At 34.4% G+C, this 16,371-nt stretch carries 17 protein-coding genes and 1 other RNA gene; 13 read left to right on the top strand and 5 right to left on the bottom strand.

Annotated features, from left to right (window positions below):
• Positions 1-67 precede the first annotated feature (67 nt).
• From AC1EUU_RS11145 to AC1EUU_RS11135, 3 genes are all read right to left on the bottom strand, one after another.
• The gene (locus AC1EUU_RS11145) at positions 68-433 is read right to left on the bottom strand and encodes a SnoaL-like domain-containing protein (protein WP_480201500.1); all 366 of its coding nucleotides are present in this window, start codon (positions 431-433) and stop codon (positions 68-70) included.
• Between the two features lie 92 nt (positions 434-525).
• Positions 526-744, bottom strand: coding sequence for a DUF3820 family protein (locus AC1EUU_RS11140; protein WP_480201499.1), 219 nt, complete (start codon positions 742-744; stop codon positions 526-528).
• The gene (locus tag AC1EUU_RS11135) at positions 745-1,953 is read right to left on the bottom strand and encodes an NAD(P)-dependent oxidoreductase (RefSeq protein WP_480201498.1); all 1,209 of its coding nucleotides are present in this window, start codon (positions 1,951-1,953) and stop codon (positions 745-747) included. It lies immediately after the preceding gene.
• Between the two features lie 107 nt (positions 1,954-2,060).
• Here AC1EUU_RS11135 and ssrA point away from each other — a divergent pair.
• The 12 genes from ssrA (at position 2,061) to AC1EUU_RS11075 (ending at position 14,441) form a co-directional block, all read left to right on the top strand.
• Positions 2,061-2,459, top strand: a transfer-messenger RNA (tmRNA) gene (ssrA, locus tag AC1EUU_RS11130).
• Positions 2,460-2,712: 253 nt separating this feature from the next.
• Complete coding sequence (gene rpsU / locus AC1EUU_RS11125) at positions 2,713-2,904, top strand: 30S ribosomal protein S21 (protein ID WP_480201497.1); 192 nt, start codon at positions 2,713-2,715, stop codon at positions 2,902-2,904.
• Positions 2,905-3,047: 143 nt separating this feature from the next.
• Positions 3,048-4,874, top strand: a complete 1,827-nt coding sequence (locus AC1EUU_RS11120) for a WS/DGAT/MGAT family O-acyltransferase (protein WP_480201496.1) — start codon at positions 3,048-3,050, stop codon at positions 4,872-4,874.
• Complete coding sequence (locus tag AC1EUU_RS11115) at positions 4,874-5,806, top strand: alpha/beta hydrolase (RefSeq protein WP_480201495.1); 933 nt, start codon at positions 4,874-4,876, stop codon at positions 5,804-5,806. Before AC1EUU_RS11120 ends, AC1EUU_RS11115 begins: the two co-directional genes overlap by 1 nt.
• 2 nt (positions 5,807-5,808) lie before the next feature.
• A complete protein-coding gene (locus tag AC1EUU_RS11110) occupies positions 5,809-6,969 on the top strand; it encodes an alpha/beta hydrolase (RefSeq protein ID WP_480201494.1) in 1,161 nt (386 codons plus the stop codon).
• A gap of 110 nt (positions 6,970-7,079) precedes the next feature.
• Complete coding sequence (locus AC1EUU_RS11105) at positions 7,080-10,322, top strand: HAD-IB family hydrolase (RefSeq protein WP_480201493.1); 3,243 nt, start codon at positions 7,080-7,082, stop codon at positions 10,320-10,322.
• A 15-nt stretch (positions 10,323-10,337) separates the two neighbouring features.
• On the top strand, positions 10,338-11,339 hold the full coding sequence (locus tag AC1EUU_RS11100) for an NAD(P)H-dependent glycerol-3-phosphate dehydrogenase (RefSeq protein WP_480201492.1): 1,002 nt from the start codon (positions 10,338-10,340) through the stop codon (positions 11,337-11,339).
• An 11-nt stretch (positions 11,340-11,350) separates the two neighbouring features.
• Positions 11,351-11,863 (top strand): hypothetical protein, encoded by a 513-nt coding sequence (locus AC1EUU_RS11095; RefSeq protein WP_480201491.1) that lies wholly within the window; start codon positions 11,351-11,353, stop codon positions 11,861-11,863.
• Positions 11,864-11,870: 7 nt separating this feature from the next.
• Entirely contained in the window at positions 11,871-12,671 is an 801-nt protein-coding gene (locus AC1EUU_RS11090; protein ID WP_480201490.1) for an AfsR/SARP family transcriptional regulator, read from the top strand.
• 178 nt (positions 12,672-12,849) lie between these two features.
• Complete coding sequence (locus AC1EUU_RS11085; protein ID WP_480201489.1) at positions 12,850-13,140, top strand: hypothetical protein; 291 nt, start codon at positions 12,850-12,852, stop codon at positions 13,138-13,140.
• Between the two features lie 156 nt (positions 13,141-13,296).
• Entirely contained in the window at positions 13,297-14,145 is an 849-nt protein-coding gene (locus AC1EUU_RS11080) for a hypothetical protein (protein ID WP_480201488.1), read from the top strand.
• Positions 14,146-14,186: 41 nt separating this feature from the next.
• Positions 14,187-14,441, top strand: coding sequence for a hypothetical protein (locus tag AC1EUU_RS11075; RefSeq protein ID WP_480201487.1), 255 nt, complete (start codon positions 14,187-14,189; stop codon positions 14,439-14,441).
• A gap of 80 nt (positions 14,442-14,521) precedes the next feature.
• Here the strand turns inward: AC1EUU_RS11075 and AC1EUU_RS11070 are convergent, their stop codons facing one another.
• The gene (locus tag AC1EUU_RS11070; protein WP_480201486.1) at positions 14,522-15,127 is read right to left on the bottom strand and encodes a thioredoxin family protein; all 606 of its coding nucleotides are present in this window, start codon (positions 15,125-15,127) and stop codon (positions 14,522-14,524) included.
• 3 nt (positions 15,128-15,130) lie between these two features.
• On the bottom strand, positions 15,131-15,649 hold the full coding sequence (locus tag AC1EUU_RS11065) for a TlpA disulfide reductase family protein (RefSeq protein ID WP_480201485.1): 519 nt from the start codon (positions 15,647-15,649) through the stop codon (positions 15,131-15,133).
• 150 nt (positions 15,650-15,799) lie between these two features.
• Between AC1EUU_RS11065 and AC1EUU_RS11060 the strand changes: the two genes are divergently transcribed.
• Positions 15,800-16,366, top strand: a complete 567-nt coding sequence (locus AC1EUU_RS11060; RefSeq protein ID WP_480201484.1) for an MORN repeat-containing protein — start codon at positions 15,800-15,802, stop codon at positions 16,364-16,366.
• Positions 16,367-16,371: the final 5 nt, after the last annotated feature.

Genomic DNA, 16,371 nt, shown 5'->3' with positions numbered 1-16,371 from the left:
AAAATGCTCTTATTAAAAAAAGCAACACGTTAATTGTGTCGCTTTTAAACGTTAATTATATACTGTGTTAACTGGGCATAGTATAAAAAAACTGTTCGCTGGCAATTTTCCCGTCTTTTACTCCATAGACGCAAACTTCGCTAAATTGTTGTCTCCCTCTGTCCTTAAAGGTTATATCCATCCACATGGTGCAAGAAAAATGATCATTTGCTACCTGAGGATCAGAAACTTTGACACCATGAAACTCTTCAACATTGGCAAACCAGTTTTCACTTTTTTCAAAAACAGCCTTTATTCCTTCAGTTACTTCCTGAGGATAACCAGGCATTTCTCTACTAACTACATTGTCAGCATATAGCGCTTCCATGGCCTCCATATTTTGACCATTACGACACATTTCTACTAATCTGTTGGCAACTTGTTCTGTGTTCATTTTCTTGAGGTTTAGAATTATTTTCCTTCTAAGTTAAAAAAAGTGCAACAGAAACGCTTGACTTTGGTCTGATTTAACAAAAATTTATAGACCTATTTTGTGCGAATTTTTCGAACTAAATCTTCAAGCCCATTTAATTTCAATTCATAAACCAAACCAAGCATGTTTCCTAATTTTCCTTTAGGAAACCCCTTGCGATGATACCAAACCACATAATGCTCTGGAAGGTCAATTAAAAAAGTACCTTTATATTTTCCATAAGGCATTTTAAAATGAGCCAAGTCGATTAAAAACTGTTTATCCGACTGCATTTATTGCTCTTTACCGTCTACATAGTCTTGTAGATAATTATAGCGTTCGGTCAATTCACCATTTTTAGTCATTTGAGCACGAGATAAAACACCATCTTCATCATTATTGAAAAAGGCAGGAATTACGGCTTCTAAAAACATGTTTCCAAAACCTTCACTAGCATCTTTTGGCAGTTCACAAGGTAAATTATCTACAGCCATAACTGCAATTGCTCCATTTTTATCAAAGGGAACTTCTTTTTCAGTAATCGGATCATACCCATAAAAAGGATCGGCAATGGTTGATGCTCTTAAAGTGCTTGCAACAGGGCCGTCTATATCACAACTTATATCGGCAACTAAATTAATATTAAAGTCATTATGCTTAGCATCTTCTCTAGTGAACAGGTATGGCGCTCCATCTCCATAAAAATGTCCGGCAATAAATAGATCGGTTTCCTTGGCATAAGGCATAAAATTACTTTCATAACCAGAAGGATCATCGTAAAACTCATATTTATCACCTACTTTTCCGTCTTTTCGTTTACTGTATTCCATTACATCTACCATGCAATAAACCGGCTCCGTAAACTTAGAAGTAAGATATAAGGCATCACTAACCTGCTTGATCTTTAAATGATCTAGAATCTCTTTCGCCCCATAGGCCACTTTTCCGGTTCCAGAGAGTAAAATCTTAATGTTAGGGATTGTGATTTTATCAAGTTCTTTCTTTACCTCATCCAAATCAGCTAGACTTTCAACTTTAGGTAAATTAAATAACCCATCTCTTAAACCAAGCGCTCTAAAACCATTATAAGTACCGACCAAACCGGCATAACGACCAAACCCAATAAGTCTTAAGCCATTTTTCTTAACGATAGTTTCATGATCAAATAGTTCGATTTTTTTGTCTAGAATAGCTTTTAATAGCTTTCTATTGTAGGGCTGTTTTTTGATAGTATGACTAAAGAAAAAGTATTTCTTATTTGGAATCAATTCATCAATAGGAACCTCTTTAACTCCTAATAATATATCACAATCACTTACGTCATCGGTTATAGTAAACCCTAAATCTTCATATGCTTTATCTGGGAAAACACGGATATTAGAACTTTCAACAACAAATTGGGCTTGAGGGAATTGATCTCGCGCTTGGGCTAATCCTTTAGGTGAAAAAACAACTCTACGATCGGGTGGGTTTTTTCGCTCTTTTATTAGGGCAATTTTCATTCAGTTAATTTGGTATAAAATTTGCCGCAAGGTATTATGAATTAAAGATTTTCGCAAACGAAGATGATTAATTTTTTTGTAGATTTGCGCACTTTCTTTGAAATATTGGGGACGACTGGTTTTGACAGCAAGATCAGTTGAACTGTAAGCATGTCGAGCAATGAAATAGCACTCGTAAAAATCATTTTCAAAACTTTAAACGGCGAGAATAACTACGCTTTAGCTGCTTAATAATCTGAATTATAGTAAGATTCAAGCCCTGGTACACAAGGTGTACAAGCTAAATGTTTCTTGAAAGCCTTGGTTTATGGCGTTCTAATAAGAGGCATCGTAAAAGTAAACCTAGAATTAATAGTGCTTCGATAGTAATTCGAAATTTAAGAGGCTAAGCTTTAAGTAGGCAGTTTTTGGTCAGCTTTTAGTCTAAAACCAAACAAAAACTAAACATGTAGAAAGCACTTTAATTGCTTGTTTGGACGAGGGTTCGAGTCCCTCCGTCTCCACTTTTATTAAATATAATAGTTGATTCCAATTATTAGTCATACTTTTACACCATAGAGCAAGGGTTTCATTCTTGAAAAATCATAAGATTTTCAGTTTTAATTTTTAGCGATTATTTAGTTCGTCGATCGCATTTTCCCAAAAAGATTCTTACTGTTTCAATTTTTATACTCTTTCATAACTACACAAAGTTTTAATTGCTTTTGTGATGAGATATTACTTTTGGCTTTAAATTAAAATTAACAAAAACTATTTTCAATGATTAAAATTACTGTAAAAGAAGGTGAGAATATAGATAGAGCGCTTAAAAGGTATAAGCGTAAATTCAAAAATATTAAAGTGCTTCAAGAATTAAGGGAGAGAAAACAGTACACTAAAAAATCTGTTATAAAAAGAAAACAACTAAAAAAAGCGCAGTATAAAGAGCAATTCTTGCGCGATAAAGAGTAGCAACATTTCTCCAAAAACAATAAACAAATTCTTTCATAGCTGCGTTTTCTATTTTCCCGAAGTTATTCTCACTTTAGAAAATTGTTCTAAATTCTTTATATTGCAGAGCTGACATAGTTTTAAACTATGTATAAGCAACACCTATGGCAAAAAAAGTAATTAAAGATATTTTAGACGATGCATTAGATAGCTCTATCGAGCAAATTTCTGCACAAGACGCCACTTTTTTATACGCTGAATCACCTACCAGCCCAATGCATATCGGTTCATTAACCATTGTGGAAGGCTCTCTTAATTTTGAGGATTTTAAAGCAATTTTGGCTTCTAAATTACACCTAATGCCAAAGTTTAGGAAGCGCTTATTAAATGTGCCATTTAATCTCGATTATCCGTATTGGGTAGATGATCCAAACTTTGATATTGACCTTCATTTAGATCGAATTAAATTACCAGACCCTGCTAATTGGAAAACTTTGCGCGAAATAACCGCTACAATATTTAGCGGATCATTAGATTTAAGAAGACCGTTATGGTCAATTAGTTTTATTGAAGGCCTAGATGAAATTTCGCAAATTCCGAAAGGATCAGTAGCCATCGTTACTAAGGTACATCATGTAATGATCGATGGGGCTTCGGGTGTTGGTATAATGGGTTTGTTATTCGATAGAGAAAAAGAAGATAGGCGTAAGTCGATTCCATTACCAAAACCTTATGAACCGGACCCACTTCCAGATGAGCTTAGCTTATTATTGAAAAGCTCCTCAAAGTTCATAAAAGACCCTTTAAAAGCACCAGTTACTATTGGTGAAACTGCGATTGCACTTATAAAAGGGCAAGCAAATAAAAAATTAAAAGGTAAAAAAGCATTTAATAGACGATCATTTTCGGTTCCTCGCACTATTTTCAATAAAAATGTATCCCCTAAAAGAACATGGGGAACAGCCATTCTCTCTTTTGACAGGATAAATAAGCTTAGAAAGATAATGGGAGTTAGTATTAATGATTTAATCTTGGCCATGTGCGCAGGAGCTTTGAGAAGATATCTCATCGAACGCGAAAAATTACCCTCTCAATCATTGGTCGCTAATGTGCCAATTTCTATTCGCGTAGAAAGTCAAAAACAAAAAATGGAGAATAAAATCTCTAATATGCTTATACCAATCGCGACTCATATTGGAGACCCTATTGAACGATTGGAGTATATACAAGAACAAACAGAAATTGGTAAAAGCCGCCATAAGGCCGTAGGTGCTAAAAGCTTAATGCAAATGGCAGAGAGTGTGCCTTTTGGTTTAGCCAATCTTGCCGCAGGCTTGTATAGCCGTTATGATATCAAAGAATTAGTACGCCCTCCATTTAATGTAACAATCACCAATGTTCCAGGCCCAAGCGGGATGTTATATTTACGTGGGCATAAAATTGTAACCACCTTTGGCCTTACCCCAGTTCTTGATGGTTTTGGGCTGATTATTGCTGCGTTTAGCTATAATGGTCAGGTTACAATTACAACAACTTCTGATGCCTATACAATGCCCGACGCTGATAAATTCTCTAGATATATTCGTGAATCGGCAAATGAATTAGAAGAGATTATCAAAAAAAGAGGGAAGAAAAAAGAAGAGGCTAAAATTGTTAAAATAGAAAGTACGGTATTCTTTAATAGATTACGTAAGTATCTTAAAAGCGACCCTAAAAGTGCCAAAAAACACAAAGAAGCTTATGGCTTTAAAGTACTATTAAAAGATGGATCTGAAGCAACTTGGCAATTAAAGGAAGGTGTGTTAAAGAAACAGAAGCTATCCAAAACTAAAGCTACCTTAAAAATAAGAGACGAAGTATTGATGGCGTTGTATACTAAAGAACTATTATTTGAAGAACTTAAAATACAGGGAAGAATATTGATAGACGGATCAGCTGCGCATCAAAAGAAAGTAATGCAACTCGTAGCTGATTTTTTGAAGAATGACTAATGAATTATAATACGAATACATTTATAGCTAATGATGGCGAGAAGATTTTTTACTATCACTGGCAAAGCAAAAACCCCAAAGGAATTGTGCAAATAGCACATGGCATCGGTGAACATGCCGGACGCTATATTCCAATTGCTTCGCTGCTTCAAGAACATGGTTATGAAGTATTTGCTAATGACCATAGAATACATGGAAACTCTGTAAAATCTAAAGAACAATTAGGCTTCTATGATGGTGAAAACTACTTCAACGACGCCGTTGAAGATATGCGAGAACTTACAAAGCTTATAAAAGAAGAACACCCTAATCAAAAAATCATTTTATTTGGTCATAGCATGGGCTCATTGCTAAGTAGAGAATATGTTACTAGATATGGTAATGATTTACAAGCATTAGTTTTATCTGGTACTGCTAGTTATATGAAAGGTTTAGGCACGGTTGGTTTGGCTGGAGCCAATGTTGTAAAGTTTTTTAAAGGAAAAAAACATAGTAGCACAACGCTTAAATCATTATTCTTTACAGAGTTCAATAAAAAATTTAAGCCTAACAGAACGAAGGTAGATTGGATAAGTCGCGATGAAAAACAGGTAGACCTTTTTGAAGCTGACCCCTTGAGAATTGAGAACTTTTCAACAAGTATTTTTATAGACATTCTAAAAGGAAGTAAAAAGATCAACGAAAAATCAACGTTCGAAGCAACGCCAAAGCACTTACCTATTTATATTTTTTCTGGAGACAAAGACCCCATTGGTGAAATGGGCACTGGCGTAAAAAAAGTAGCGAAGCAATACAAAAAAGCAGGTATTAACGACCTAACGATAAAAATTTATGAAGGAGGAAGGCATGAAATGCTAAATGAAATTAATAAAGAAGAAGTGGAAAGAGATTTTATTAATTGGCTCAATACGCGCATTGATGCTAAAAACTAATTATGGAAAACAACAAAACACTCTACAAATCATTTACGAAATTGGCCATTAAAGTTGCCTTATCTAAAGGTTTTACACTAAAGAAATCAAAAGATTTAGTGGCATCAAAATTTGAAAATCACCCATATGAGAAACTGATTTTAAAATCTATTAAGAATGACGAATTCGATAAAGAAACACTTATTACTTTACTTAATAATTGCGTTTCTGTTTGCGAAGATTTTGGACCCGATAGAGATTATGTAACACTTATTTTAGTGTTAGAGAGTATTAACAATGAAAAATCAACAAAAGAAACCAAAGACATTTCAACGAAGATCGTTCAGCACTTCCGTAAAGAGATCTCGCGAATTAATAAAAACATTGCTGCCCCACCATTGTTTAATATGGTTTTAGAAAGTCGTTCCATCATTGAGTGGAGCACAATGGTTGGCTTATATCACTTAATACCTAAAAGAAAAAAGGGTAATAATAAACCTGTGTTATTAATGCCTCCATATTTAGGGAATGATCACTCTACAAAATTTGTTCGTAAATATCTAAAAGCGGTTGGTTTTAAAACCTATAAATGGGATCTTGGTGTAAATATGATTAGTTCTAAATACCTGCCAAAGTTAGTGGAGCGTTTAGACGAAATTTATGAAATCCATCAAGAAAAAGTAAGTCTTGTAGGTTGGAGCGGAGGCGGAATTTTTGCGAAAATCATAGCCAATCGATATCCAGAAAAAGTAGAGCAATTAATTACCATTGGATCACCAGTTTGGGGTGTAAAAAATATGCAAACTCCTTTAGTTCGGGTACTCGAATTTTTACGTGGAAGGACATTACGAGAACGCAACGCTAAATTTTTAAAAGAATTAGAAGAAATACCTCAAGTACCGATTACCTGTATTTATACAAAAACAGACGGATTAGTACCTTGGAAACATTGCTTAGAAGCCGAAACGTTGCGAAATGATATTACCAATATAGAAGTATATGGCAGTCATATTGGCTTGGGAGCTAATGCCTCAGTATTGGTTACAGTAGCAAATACACTTATTAAAAACACGCAAGGTGAAGCGCCAAAAGGGCTAATCACGAAGCTTGAGAATTTATTTTTCCCACGTTTTTGGGAACGAAAAAAACTTGAGATCGTTAGAGATTTGCTATTTGTCAAATAATAGAACAGTTATATTTTTTGACCAAAACCCCTTTATAACGTAATTTTTTATACAAAAACCAGCTATGAGGGCTTCATTTCTGTAAATTAGTATCTTAAAATAGTATCTAAGTGCAAAAAGTCATTAATCAACCCAAGTTTCAAGAAGAGCTAAAGAAGATAGCCAAATCGCAAAAGCGAAAACTTGATGATGTTCAAAAAGAAGCCGAAGCTTGTATTGCAGAAATGTATGCTAAGCAAGACCCTTTTGCAAATATGGCAACACTTAAGGGGTTTGAATATATGATGTCTAAGGCATACGAAGATAAAATAGATGTTGACCCGCAAGAGATAAAATGGCTAATGAAATTAATGCGCAAAAACTCCGTTGCGTTTATTCTCACTCATAAGACTTATTTAGATACCGTTGTTCTTATTAATACCTTAGCAGGATATGGTATGCCAATCCCTTATTTCTTTGGAGGAATTAATTTGGCTATGCCTGGAATTAAACAGCTAGGAAAAAATTCGGGGCTCATTTTCTTACGACGGAGTTTTAAAGACGATGAAGTATATAAGGCCTCTTTACGTCACTATATTTCTTATCTAATTGAAAAGGGAGACCACTTAACGTGGAATATAGAAGGAACCCGCTCACGTACCGGAAAAATAGTATATCCTAAAATGGGTATTTTAAAATACATCATGGAAGGCGAACAGGAAAGCTCTAGAGATATTAAGTACGTACCTGTTTCTATTGTATATGATCTAATTCCTGATGTAAAGGAAATGACCGAAGAAGGTAGAGGAAGTAAAAGTAAGCGGTCGGAAGATCTGGGAGTTTTTGCGAACTATATGAAAAAATTAGGCCACCAATATGGACGTGCTGCAATACGCTTTGGTGAACCCGTAGATGTTTCTGCACATCGAAATGCGATTATTCCAGATGATGAAGAACAGAGTTATGCCGATAAGAATACATTACCCCGATTTGCATTCGAACTGATCCATAAAGCGAATACAATAACTCCGGTAACTACGGTTTCATTAGTTTGTAACGTATTACTTAACAATTTTGCACTCACTAAAAAAGAGATTGAGGCGAATGTGATTAGGCTCATGAATTATATTGAGCAACGTAAAGAAGATGTACTACTTGATCGTGGAAATAAAATTGGAGTAACAGTTCAAAAAGCGTTGAATTTATTGCTTAGCGCTCATATTATTCAAAAGAGCAAAGCTGGTAGAAAAACACAATATAGCTTAGCCGCTAACGAATATTTATCGGCTACTTATTATGCAAATATGTCTTCAGGACATTTATACCACCGGGCCTTTATAGAAATGGCCTTGGTCAAGATTAAAGATAACACTTCTTCAGATAGAATTATACATTTTTGGGAAGAGATCATGCGATTGCGAAATCTGTTTAAATTTGAATTTTTCTATACAAATAAGCCTCAATTTAGTAGCGAAATAGAAGAAGAACTAAATTTATTTGATAAAGATTGGCGAACAATAATCGCAGACCCGAAAGGAGATATTTATGGTTTGTTAAAGCGTCAAGAATTGTATGTTTCTAAAGGAATACTTTTGATTTATTTGGAAGCAAATAAAGTAGTTTGTCACACTTTAAATTCTTGGGATCTCGATGATGATTTCATAGATTCAGAGTTTATAGACCTTTGCTTATTTAAAGGGAAAGAACTTCATTGGCAATCACGTATTACACGATTAGATAGTGTTTCAAAACCGTTCTTGGTTAGTGCATTACGTTTTGCTAAAAATAGTAATCTAACCCCAGTTGGTGGGCAATTAGAGTATGAACGCTTAGATGCCTGGATGGAAGAATTAGATGAACTAACCAACCGATTCAATGTATTGCAGAAGTTAGAATTACGAGCAACAAGAAAAGCACTGGAAATTGAGCATGAAGAAGAAGAAAAAGAAACAGTTCCTGGATCTGATATAGAAACCATATCAGAAAAGGTTTTACGTCAAGAAGAAGGGCCTCATATTGCAGCTTTTTTTGATCTCGATAGAACTTTAATTAAAGATTTTAGCGCAAAACGATTTGTTACTTCGCGCTTATTGAGTGGTAAATCAACTTCAAAGGAGTTATTATCTCAATTTGCTACGGTTTTATTGTATTCGGCAGGAAATAGAGACTTTGAAGTATTAACCAAAGTATCGGCATTAGGCGTTAAAGGGATTAAAGAAAAAGAGTTCGAAGCACTTGGTAAAATGGTTTTTGATGATTACTTGGCCGAAACCATTTATCCTGAAGCACGTAGTTTAATTGCTTCGCATATGGAAAAAGGACATCGCGTAGTAATTGTTTCAGCGGCTACCGCTTATCAAATACAACCTTTCGCAGATGAATTGGGTGTTGAAGAGATTTTCTGCACAGAAATGGAAGTGAAAAAAGGACGTTTTACAGGCCAAATAACCGAAATGTGTTGGGGAGAAGGCAAAGCAAAAGCTGGGAAGAAATTTGCAAAGGCAAATAATGTAGATCTTTCTAAAAGTTTCTTTTATACCGATAGTTTTGATGACTATCCTTTATTAGAAATTGTGGGAAATCCCATAGCAACAAATCCAGATAATAGATTGTCTCAAGTGGCTTTTGAAAATGGATGGTCTATTTTACGCTTTGATGAAGTTGATGATCAACCGATTGTAAATACATTTAGAACGGGTTTAGCAGCCGCAAGTCTGTATCCTTCTGTAGTGAAAGGCTTAGTAAAAGGGGCTCTTACAATGTCTCGTCAAGAAGCCGTTAATACAACGGTGGCGAGTATTGGTGATTTAGGGACTAAGTTTGCCGGACTAGATATTGCAGTGAAAGGAAAACAAAACTTAGAAGATTATCGCCCTGCAGTATTTTGCTTTAACCATCAAAGCTCGGCAGATTTTTTTATCTTATCTAAATTACTAAGAAAAGACGTTACTGGTATTGCGAAGAAAGAACTAGAAATGAGCCCAATGGGCCCCCTCTTTAAAGCTTTTGGAGCAATTTTTATTGATAGATCAAATAAAGAGAAAGCAATAAAGTCGTTAAATCATGCGGTCGAAGTTTTAAAGGGAGGAATGTCTGTAGCAATAGCACCAGAAGGAACGAGAAGTGGAAGCAAAGAATTAGGACCATTTAAAAAAGGAGCTTTTCACTTAGCTATGAAAGCAGGCGTACCCATCATACCTATAGTTATTAAGAATGCATACATGGCACTTCCTAAAGGGAGCTCGGTGTTTAAACCTACGCATATTGAAGTGGTAGTATTAGAACCTGTTGATACTTCTGAGTGGAAACCAAAGTATGTTGAGAAATATGTAGAAGAAGTACGTAATTTATTTGTCAAAGAATTAGAAGATTAACTAAAATAATATCAAATGAAACTTAAAGTTGGGATACTTGGTGGAGGTTCTTGGGGCACAACAGTTGCTTCGATTATAGCTAAGAATGCTGAAGCTATAATTTGGGCTAGAAACCCGAATACCGTTGCCGAAATAAATGAATATCATACAAATAACAAATACTTGCCAAATGCTAAATTAACCAGGTCATTAAAAGCTTCAAATTCCATTGAAGAGACCGTTAGAGAGGCCGATTTAGTGGTAATGGGAATTCCTTCGCAAAGTTTTAGAAAGGTTTTATTAGAGGCTAAAGAACATATTCGTGCCTGGATACCTATTGTTAGCTTGGCAAAAGGACTTGAAATTGGCACGAAGAAACGTATGACTGAAATTATTGAAGAAGAAATGCCCGGACATCCAGCAGGAGTATTAACAGGTCCGAATTTGGCTAAAGAGATACATTTTGGCAAAGCCGCGGCTGCCGTAATTGCTATGGTTGATGATACCATTGCAAAAAAATTGCAGCCAGTTTTTAGTTCAGGATTATTTCGGGTTTATACAAATGATGATGTGGTAGGGTGTGAACTTGGAGGAGCTCTTAAGAATATTATGGCAATTGCTTCTGGAATGGGTGACGGAGCTAATGCCGGCGATAATACAAGAGCGGCAGTTATTACTAGAGGACTATCAGAATTAACTCGTTTAGGAGTTGCAATGGGTGGAAAACGCAGAACCTTTGCCGGTTTGGCTGGAATGGGAGATCTAGTAGCAACCTGTTCTAGTTCTAAGAGTAGAAATCATCATGTAGGATTTCAATTAGGTCAAGGGAAAAGCTTAGATCAAATCATAGAGGAGATGAATGAAGTAGCCGAGGGAGTAAAAACTGCAAAAGTGGTAATGGAACTCGCAAAAGATTATAAAGTAGAAATGCCGATTTCTACAGAAGTATATAAGGTTCTTTATGAGGGTAATACCGTAAACGACGCCTTTAGAGGATTATTAAAAATTGAAGTTGGTTCTGAAAAAGAACCGGGATAAAATTAAATACCATGGCTAAAAAAGCAGAACAAACAGCTTCGTTTATGGTACGTTTTAATCAACGTATTTACGAAGAAGATGGCGAATCTAAAGTACAATGGCGTGGACGCATATCTCATGTGCAAGATGGTGATGAAAAGCGATTTTCAGACTTTAATGATGCCTTAAAGTTTATGCAGCAGAAACTTTCTGAATTAACGAGTGAAGCCACCAAAGACCAATCTTCTGAAGAGCAGGAAAATATATTGCATAAGAGTTTGTCTATGTGGAAGACAATGAAAACAATGGCGCCACATATTATTAAAGAAACTATAAAAGATCCTAAAAAACAATTCTCAAATATTCAGGATCAATTACAAGATCAGATTACTAATATTGGTGAAGAAATTGGTGAAAAGGTACAAATAGATCAATGGCGGAATGCTTCGCGTTCTGACTTTAAAGAAGTACAAGATTCTTTAAAACAATTGGCAAGAGAAATTAAGAAACTCAACAATAAAGTTGACGCGTTAAGTAAAAAATAAGTGTACCATGTCACTTTCTCCCGAATTGCAGGAATTGAAAGATTTTTATGACAAAGCTGAAATTAGAGTTCAGACTTTAGGGCAATTCAATGTATGGCGAAATGATGAAAAAATTGATTCAAAACAATGGGCAAGAGATAAGGCAGTACAATTATTGCAATACTTGATTTCAAATCGCCAAAGACATGCACTTCACAAAGAAAAAATAATGGATCATCTCTGGGAGGAAGGTGATGATCGCGATTTTAAAGTTGCTTTACATGGCATTAATAAAGCTCTTGAGCCAAATAGACCCCCGAGAACAGAACCTAAATATTTAATTAGACAAGGCCTAAGTTATCAACTAGAAATGGATCACGTTTGGATCGATGTTGAAGCTCTAGAAAAGTATGTAATTATTGGAAACGAGTACTACGGATCAGACAATGTAAAGGCTAAGAAAGCATATAAAAACGCAATTGATCTCTATAAAGGAATCTATTTACCAAATAGAATCTACGAAGATTGGTCATCAGAAGAGCGTGAAAAAATTCAATTATTAATATTAGGAGCTTATATTACACTTGCAGAAATTATTCTTGAAGAAAATCCATTGGAAAGCATTCGTTTAGCACAAAAAGCATTGGCAATCGATTCTACCTGGGAAGATGCTTATCGTATACAAATGCAAGCATACCTTGCGAAAGGGAATCGCCCACAGGCAATTAAAGCATATCAAAAATGTGTAGATATTCTTGATGAAGAATATGGTATTGATCCACTTCCCGAAACAAAAAAACTTATCAAAGAAATTGAAGAAATTAGCTGATTTATCGTTCTGCTATCTTCTAGGACTTTATTGATAGAACTCACACCGAGGTCTTTAAAGAATTTCACTCTTAATACTTCCTAAAACTATCTTGTAACTCATTTGTAACTCACCTGCTGTATGTTTGCCCCAGATTTAATAATTGAAGCAAAATTTAGAATTAAAAAATATAAAAGATATGGCAACTAAAGCAAAAAAAACAGTAACAAACAAAGTTTTTAAAACTGTAGATACAGTAAAAGAAGTAGCTACTAAAACAAACGATTTCGCTTTAAAAACTACGGAAGAAGTGGTTACAGAAATGATTAATGCTGCTACAAAATGGCAAACGGTAACTGCTAAAGCAGTAAAAGGCGGATTGAAAGTAGCAGATACGCAGCAAAATATGATTTTTGACTCATTAGAAACTGCTAAAGGTCACGTTTTAAACGGTGTTAAAAGATCAAAAACATTGTTTAGCAAAAATTAGTTCATAGAGTTAGGTTAGTTAAAAGGGTCAAGTTTCAAAATGAAGTCTTGACCTTTTTCTTTTTAAAAGACTGATAAACATTCTTGTAACTCATTTGTAACTCTCACTAATTACTTTTGCACTATAAACATTTGAATAAAACATAAACAACATAAAATGACAGCTAAAAAAAGTAAAAAATCGAAAAAACTAGAGAACGCTAAAAAAATCGTTAAAAAGATCAATAACGATTTAATTGATGCCTCTTTTAATGCCATTGAAACTACAGTGAAAACTGGAGAGAAGTGGCAAAAATTAACGTCTAAGTTGATTAAAAAAGCAGAACCTTTATCAAAACAACAAATCAATATGGTTGTTGATACTGCAGAAACTATCAAAGGTCAGTTAGAACAAAGTACAGATCGTTTAAAGAACTTAGTTGGTTATGACCCTAAAATGATAGCGCAAGCTAAAAGAATGGTAACGGGACATCCTTTAGCTCAAAAGGCTGAAGAAACTGCTGAGAAGATTAAGAAAAACCCTTTGGTTAAGAAAGCCGAAAAAATGGCGGATAAATTAAAAAAGGAATTGAACGAGACGATTGAAGATGTAAAAGATAAAGTAGAAGATACTGCAGAAGATGTACAAGATAAAGCTAAGAATGTAGTAAAAGAAGTAAAGGAGAAGGTAGAAGATGTTGTTGAAGACGTTCAAGAGAAGGTAGAAAAGGCAATAACTCCAGAAACTAAAAAAGCACCAGCTAAGAAAAAGACGGCTCCAAAGAAATCGGTAGCAAAAAAGGTAGCGAAAGAAGTTACTAAAGTAACTAATGATTTGAAAGTTATTAAAGGAATTGGTCCTAAAATGGAAGCTACATTAAATGCTGCAGGAATCTCTTCTTTTCAAGGTTTGTCAAGCGCCACTTTAAAAAGTGTTGAAAAAATATTGACAGATGCAGGTATGAATACAAAGATGTATAATATTTCTGAGTGGAAAGCGCAAGCTAAAGAATTACTTAAAAAATAAATCTTTTAAAGGTACAACAGATGAAAAAAAATATAGAAAACATGAAAAAGACTTTCAAGAACATAGATGTTAAAAAAGCAGTTAAAAATTCGAATGAATTTGCCTTAGCAACAGCAGATGGGTTTGTAACGGAATCGTTAAATGTTGCTGAGCAATGGCAAAAAGTCACTCAAAAAGCCATCAAAGGAGGATTTAAATTGGCTGGAAATCAGCAAGATTTAGTGTTTCAAACATTAGAAGCTGTAAAAAGTCAATATAATTATGGAAAGAAACGAGTAAATAAGCTTTTTGCTTAATTCATTATAGATTATTTGAAGTTAGTTAATAAAAAAGCCTGGCAACTGCCAGGCTTTTTTAATTTGTAATATATTTTTCATTAAACTTTGATGGAACAACCAATAGCCTTTGTATTTGTAGTTGGTATCTCTTTATCCTCCAATAATGCATCCACTGCATTTTCTACGTATTTAGTTTTTACGCGAGCTTCATTTCTTGAACTATCATCTATTGCACCGATATATTTTACCCGAAGTCCTTCTTTTTCTTTGTTTAATATGTAAACATGAGGTGTTTTGGTGGCCCCATATTTAGGATACACTTTTTGTCCTTCATCAAATAAATAAGGGAAGGTGAATCCTTTTTCTTTTGCACGAACTTTCATTAATTTAAAACTATCACCAGGCTGCACTGCAGGGTTATTAGGATTGATCGCAATTACAGGATATCCTTTACTCTTATACTTTGCATCTAAGGCATTCAAACGATCTTCATTTGCCACGGAATAGGGGCAAGTATTACATGTAAATACCACGATAAACCCTTTAGCTTCCTTATAATCTGCTAAAGAAATCATTTTTCCATCGATGTTTTTTAACTTAAAATCGTCAGCAAGATCGCCTACTTTGTATCCCGATCCCGTTAAGGTATATGCTGAAAAAACACCAACAACTGCTATTAATAAGATTAATTTTAAATATTTCATAATTTAAGATTTTGTGAATTTTTTTACTTCATTAAATAATTGTTCTCTGGTAAAAGATTGCTCATAAAAAGCACGTTTTTCTTTATTAAATATGATCGTAGCCGGAATAGCGCCAGACCAAGTGGTATCTACTTTCGGAATCCATTCATTTTCATTTGGAGCGTCTAGTAATAGCACTTCTGATTTTAGCTGATGTTTTTCAATAAATGGAATTAATTTATCATTTAATTTCTCCGGAAAGTCTAAACTTATAAGCTTTACACTAAGTTTATCATCGCTATATAAGCTATCTAGTTCTTTGAAATAAGGCAATTCTTTTACACAAGGTTTACACCATGTGGCCCAAAAATTTATTACGTAAGTTTTAGTATCTGTTGTAGTTAAGAGAGGTTCAAGCCCTTTAAAATCAACAACTTTTACCGAATTGTTTATTTTCTTGGCAACCGATTGTTTGTCTTTTTTTTCTTTTTGACATGAAATTAACAAACACAGTATAGAAACAATAAAAACCTTATTAAACATATCTCAATTTTAGCCAAGCTAAAATAATGAATAGCAATATGTGATGCTAAGTTTTATTAAAAGTTTAACAGAAATATAACTGTTTCATTTCCAGTAGATACGAGATATACTATTTGGTTAATATTTACGTTAGATGTATAAAGACTCGTCATGAAAAAATTATTATTCTTATTACTAATCGCTCCTCTTTTTGTATTTGGCCAAAGTCAAAATACTATTGCTCAAAATGATACTGATATAGAAGAAGCAATAGAGAAAACAAAAGAATCTAAAGAAAAGAAATCAATTCCGAAAGAAGTGTGTATAGCTGGTGATTGTAATATTGGTAAAGGCACCATGCAATATAGAAGCGGAGCATATGAAGGTGAATGGAAAAATGGCCTTAGACATGGTTATGGGAAATTTACTTGGAATAATGGAGATACCTATTCAGGGCTTTGGTTTGAAGACAAGCGACATGGGCAAGGAACTTATGTTTGGCATGATGGCTCAAAATACAAAGGAAATTACAGCCATGGTATTCGCAGCGGTTACGGTGTCTATTATTACACGAATGGATCGATATATGAAGGAACCTGGCAGAATAACTTAAAACACGGTATTGCTAATTTTTACTATAAAGAAAGTGTAAATATTGGTGGAAAATACCATAATAATGAATACGTAAGCGGAACAGGTATTTCTCAAGAATCATATAAATATAAACCAAAAGAATAATTGTA

The sequence above is a fragment of the Maritimimonas sp. 2205BS37-2 genome, assembly GCF_056591755.1.
This window is presented reverse-complemented; position numbering and strand designations above follow the sequence as displayed.

Excerpts from the sequence above, each read along its gene's own strand:
- AC1EUU_RS11085 (WP_480201489.1), top strand. The coding sequence starts at position 12,850 with ATGGCAACTAAAGCAAAAAAAACAGTAACAAACAAAGTTTTTAAAACT.
- AC1EUU_RS11095 (WP_480201491.1), top strand. The coding sequence starts at position 11,351 with ATGGCTAAAAAAGCAGAACAAACAGCTTCGTTTATGGTACGTTTTAAT.
- AC1EUU_RS11110 (WP_480201494.1), top strand. The coding sequence starts at position 5,809 with ATGGAAAACAACAAAACACTCTACAAATCATTTACGAAATTGGCCATT.
- AC1EUU_RS11120 (WP_480201496.1), top strand. The coding sequence starts at position 3,048 with ATGGCAAAAAAAGTAATTAAAGATATTTTAGACGATGCATTAGATAGC.
- AC1EUU_RS11115 (WP_480201495.1), top strand. The coding sequence starts at position 4,874 with ATGAATTATAATACGAATACATTTATAGCTAATGATGGCGAGAAGATT.
- AC1EUU_RS11060 (WP_480201484.1), top strand. The coding sequence starts at position 15,800 with ATGAAAAAATTATTATTCTTATTACTAATCGCTCCTCTTTTTGTATTT.
- AC1EUU_RS11100 (WP_480201492.1), top strand. The coding sequence starts at position 10,338 with ATGAAACTTAAAGTTGGGATACTTGGTGGAGGTTCTTGGGGCACAACA.
- AC1EUU_RS11090 (WP_480201490.1), top strand. The coding sequence starts at position 11,871 with ATGTCACTTTCTCCCGAATTGCAGGAATTGAAAGATTTTTATGACAAA.
- AC1EUU_RS11070 (WP_480201486.1), bottom strand. The coding sequence starts at position 15,127 with ATGAAATATTTAAAATTAATCTTATTAATAGCAGTTGTTGGTGTTTTT.
- AC1EUU_RS11080 (WP_480201488.1), top strand. The coding sequence starts at position 13,297 with ATGACAGCTAAAAAAAGTAAAAAATCGAAAAAACTAGAGAACGCTAAA.
- AC1EUU_RS11135 (WP_480201498.1), bottom strand. The coding sequence starts at position 1,953 with ATGAAAATTGCCCTAATAAAAGAGCGAAAAAACCCACCCGATCGTAGA.
- rpsU (WP_480201497.1), top strand. The coding sequence starts at position 2,713 with ATGATTAAAATTACTGTAAAAGAAGGTGAGAATATAGATAGAGCGCTT.
- AC1EUU_RS11140 (WP_480201499.1), bottom strand. The coding sequence starts at position 744 with ATGCAGTCGGATAAACAGTTTTTAATCGACTTGGCTCATTTTAAAATG.
- AC1EUU_RS11065 (WP_480201485.1), bottom strand. The coding sequence starts at position 15,649 with ATGTTTAATAAGGTTTTTATTGTTTCTATACTGTGTTTGTTAATTTCA.
- AC1EUU_RS11075 (WP_480201487.1), top strand. The coding sequence starts at position 14,187 with ATGAAAAAGACTTTCAAGAACATAGATGTTAAAAAAGCAGTTAAAAAT.
- AC1EUU_RS11145 (WP_480201500.1), bottom strand. The coding sequence starts at position 433 with ATGAACACAGAACAAGTTGCCAACAGATTAGTAGAAATGTGTCGTAAT.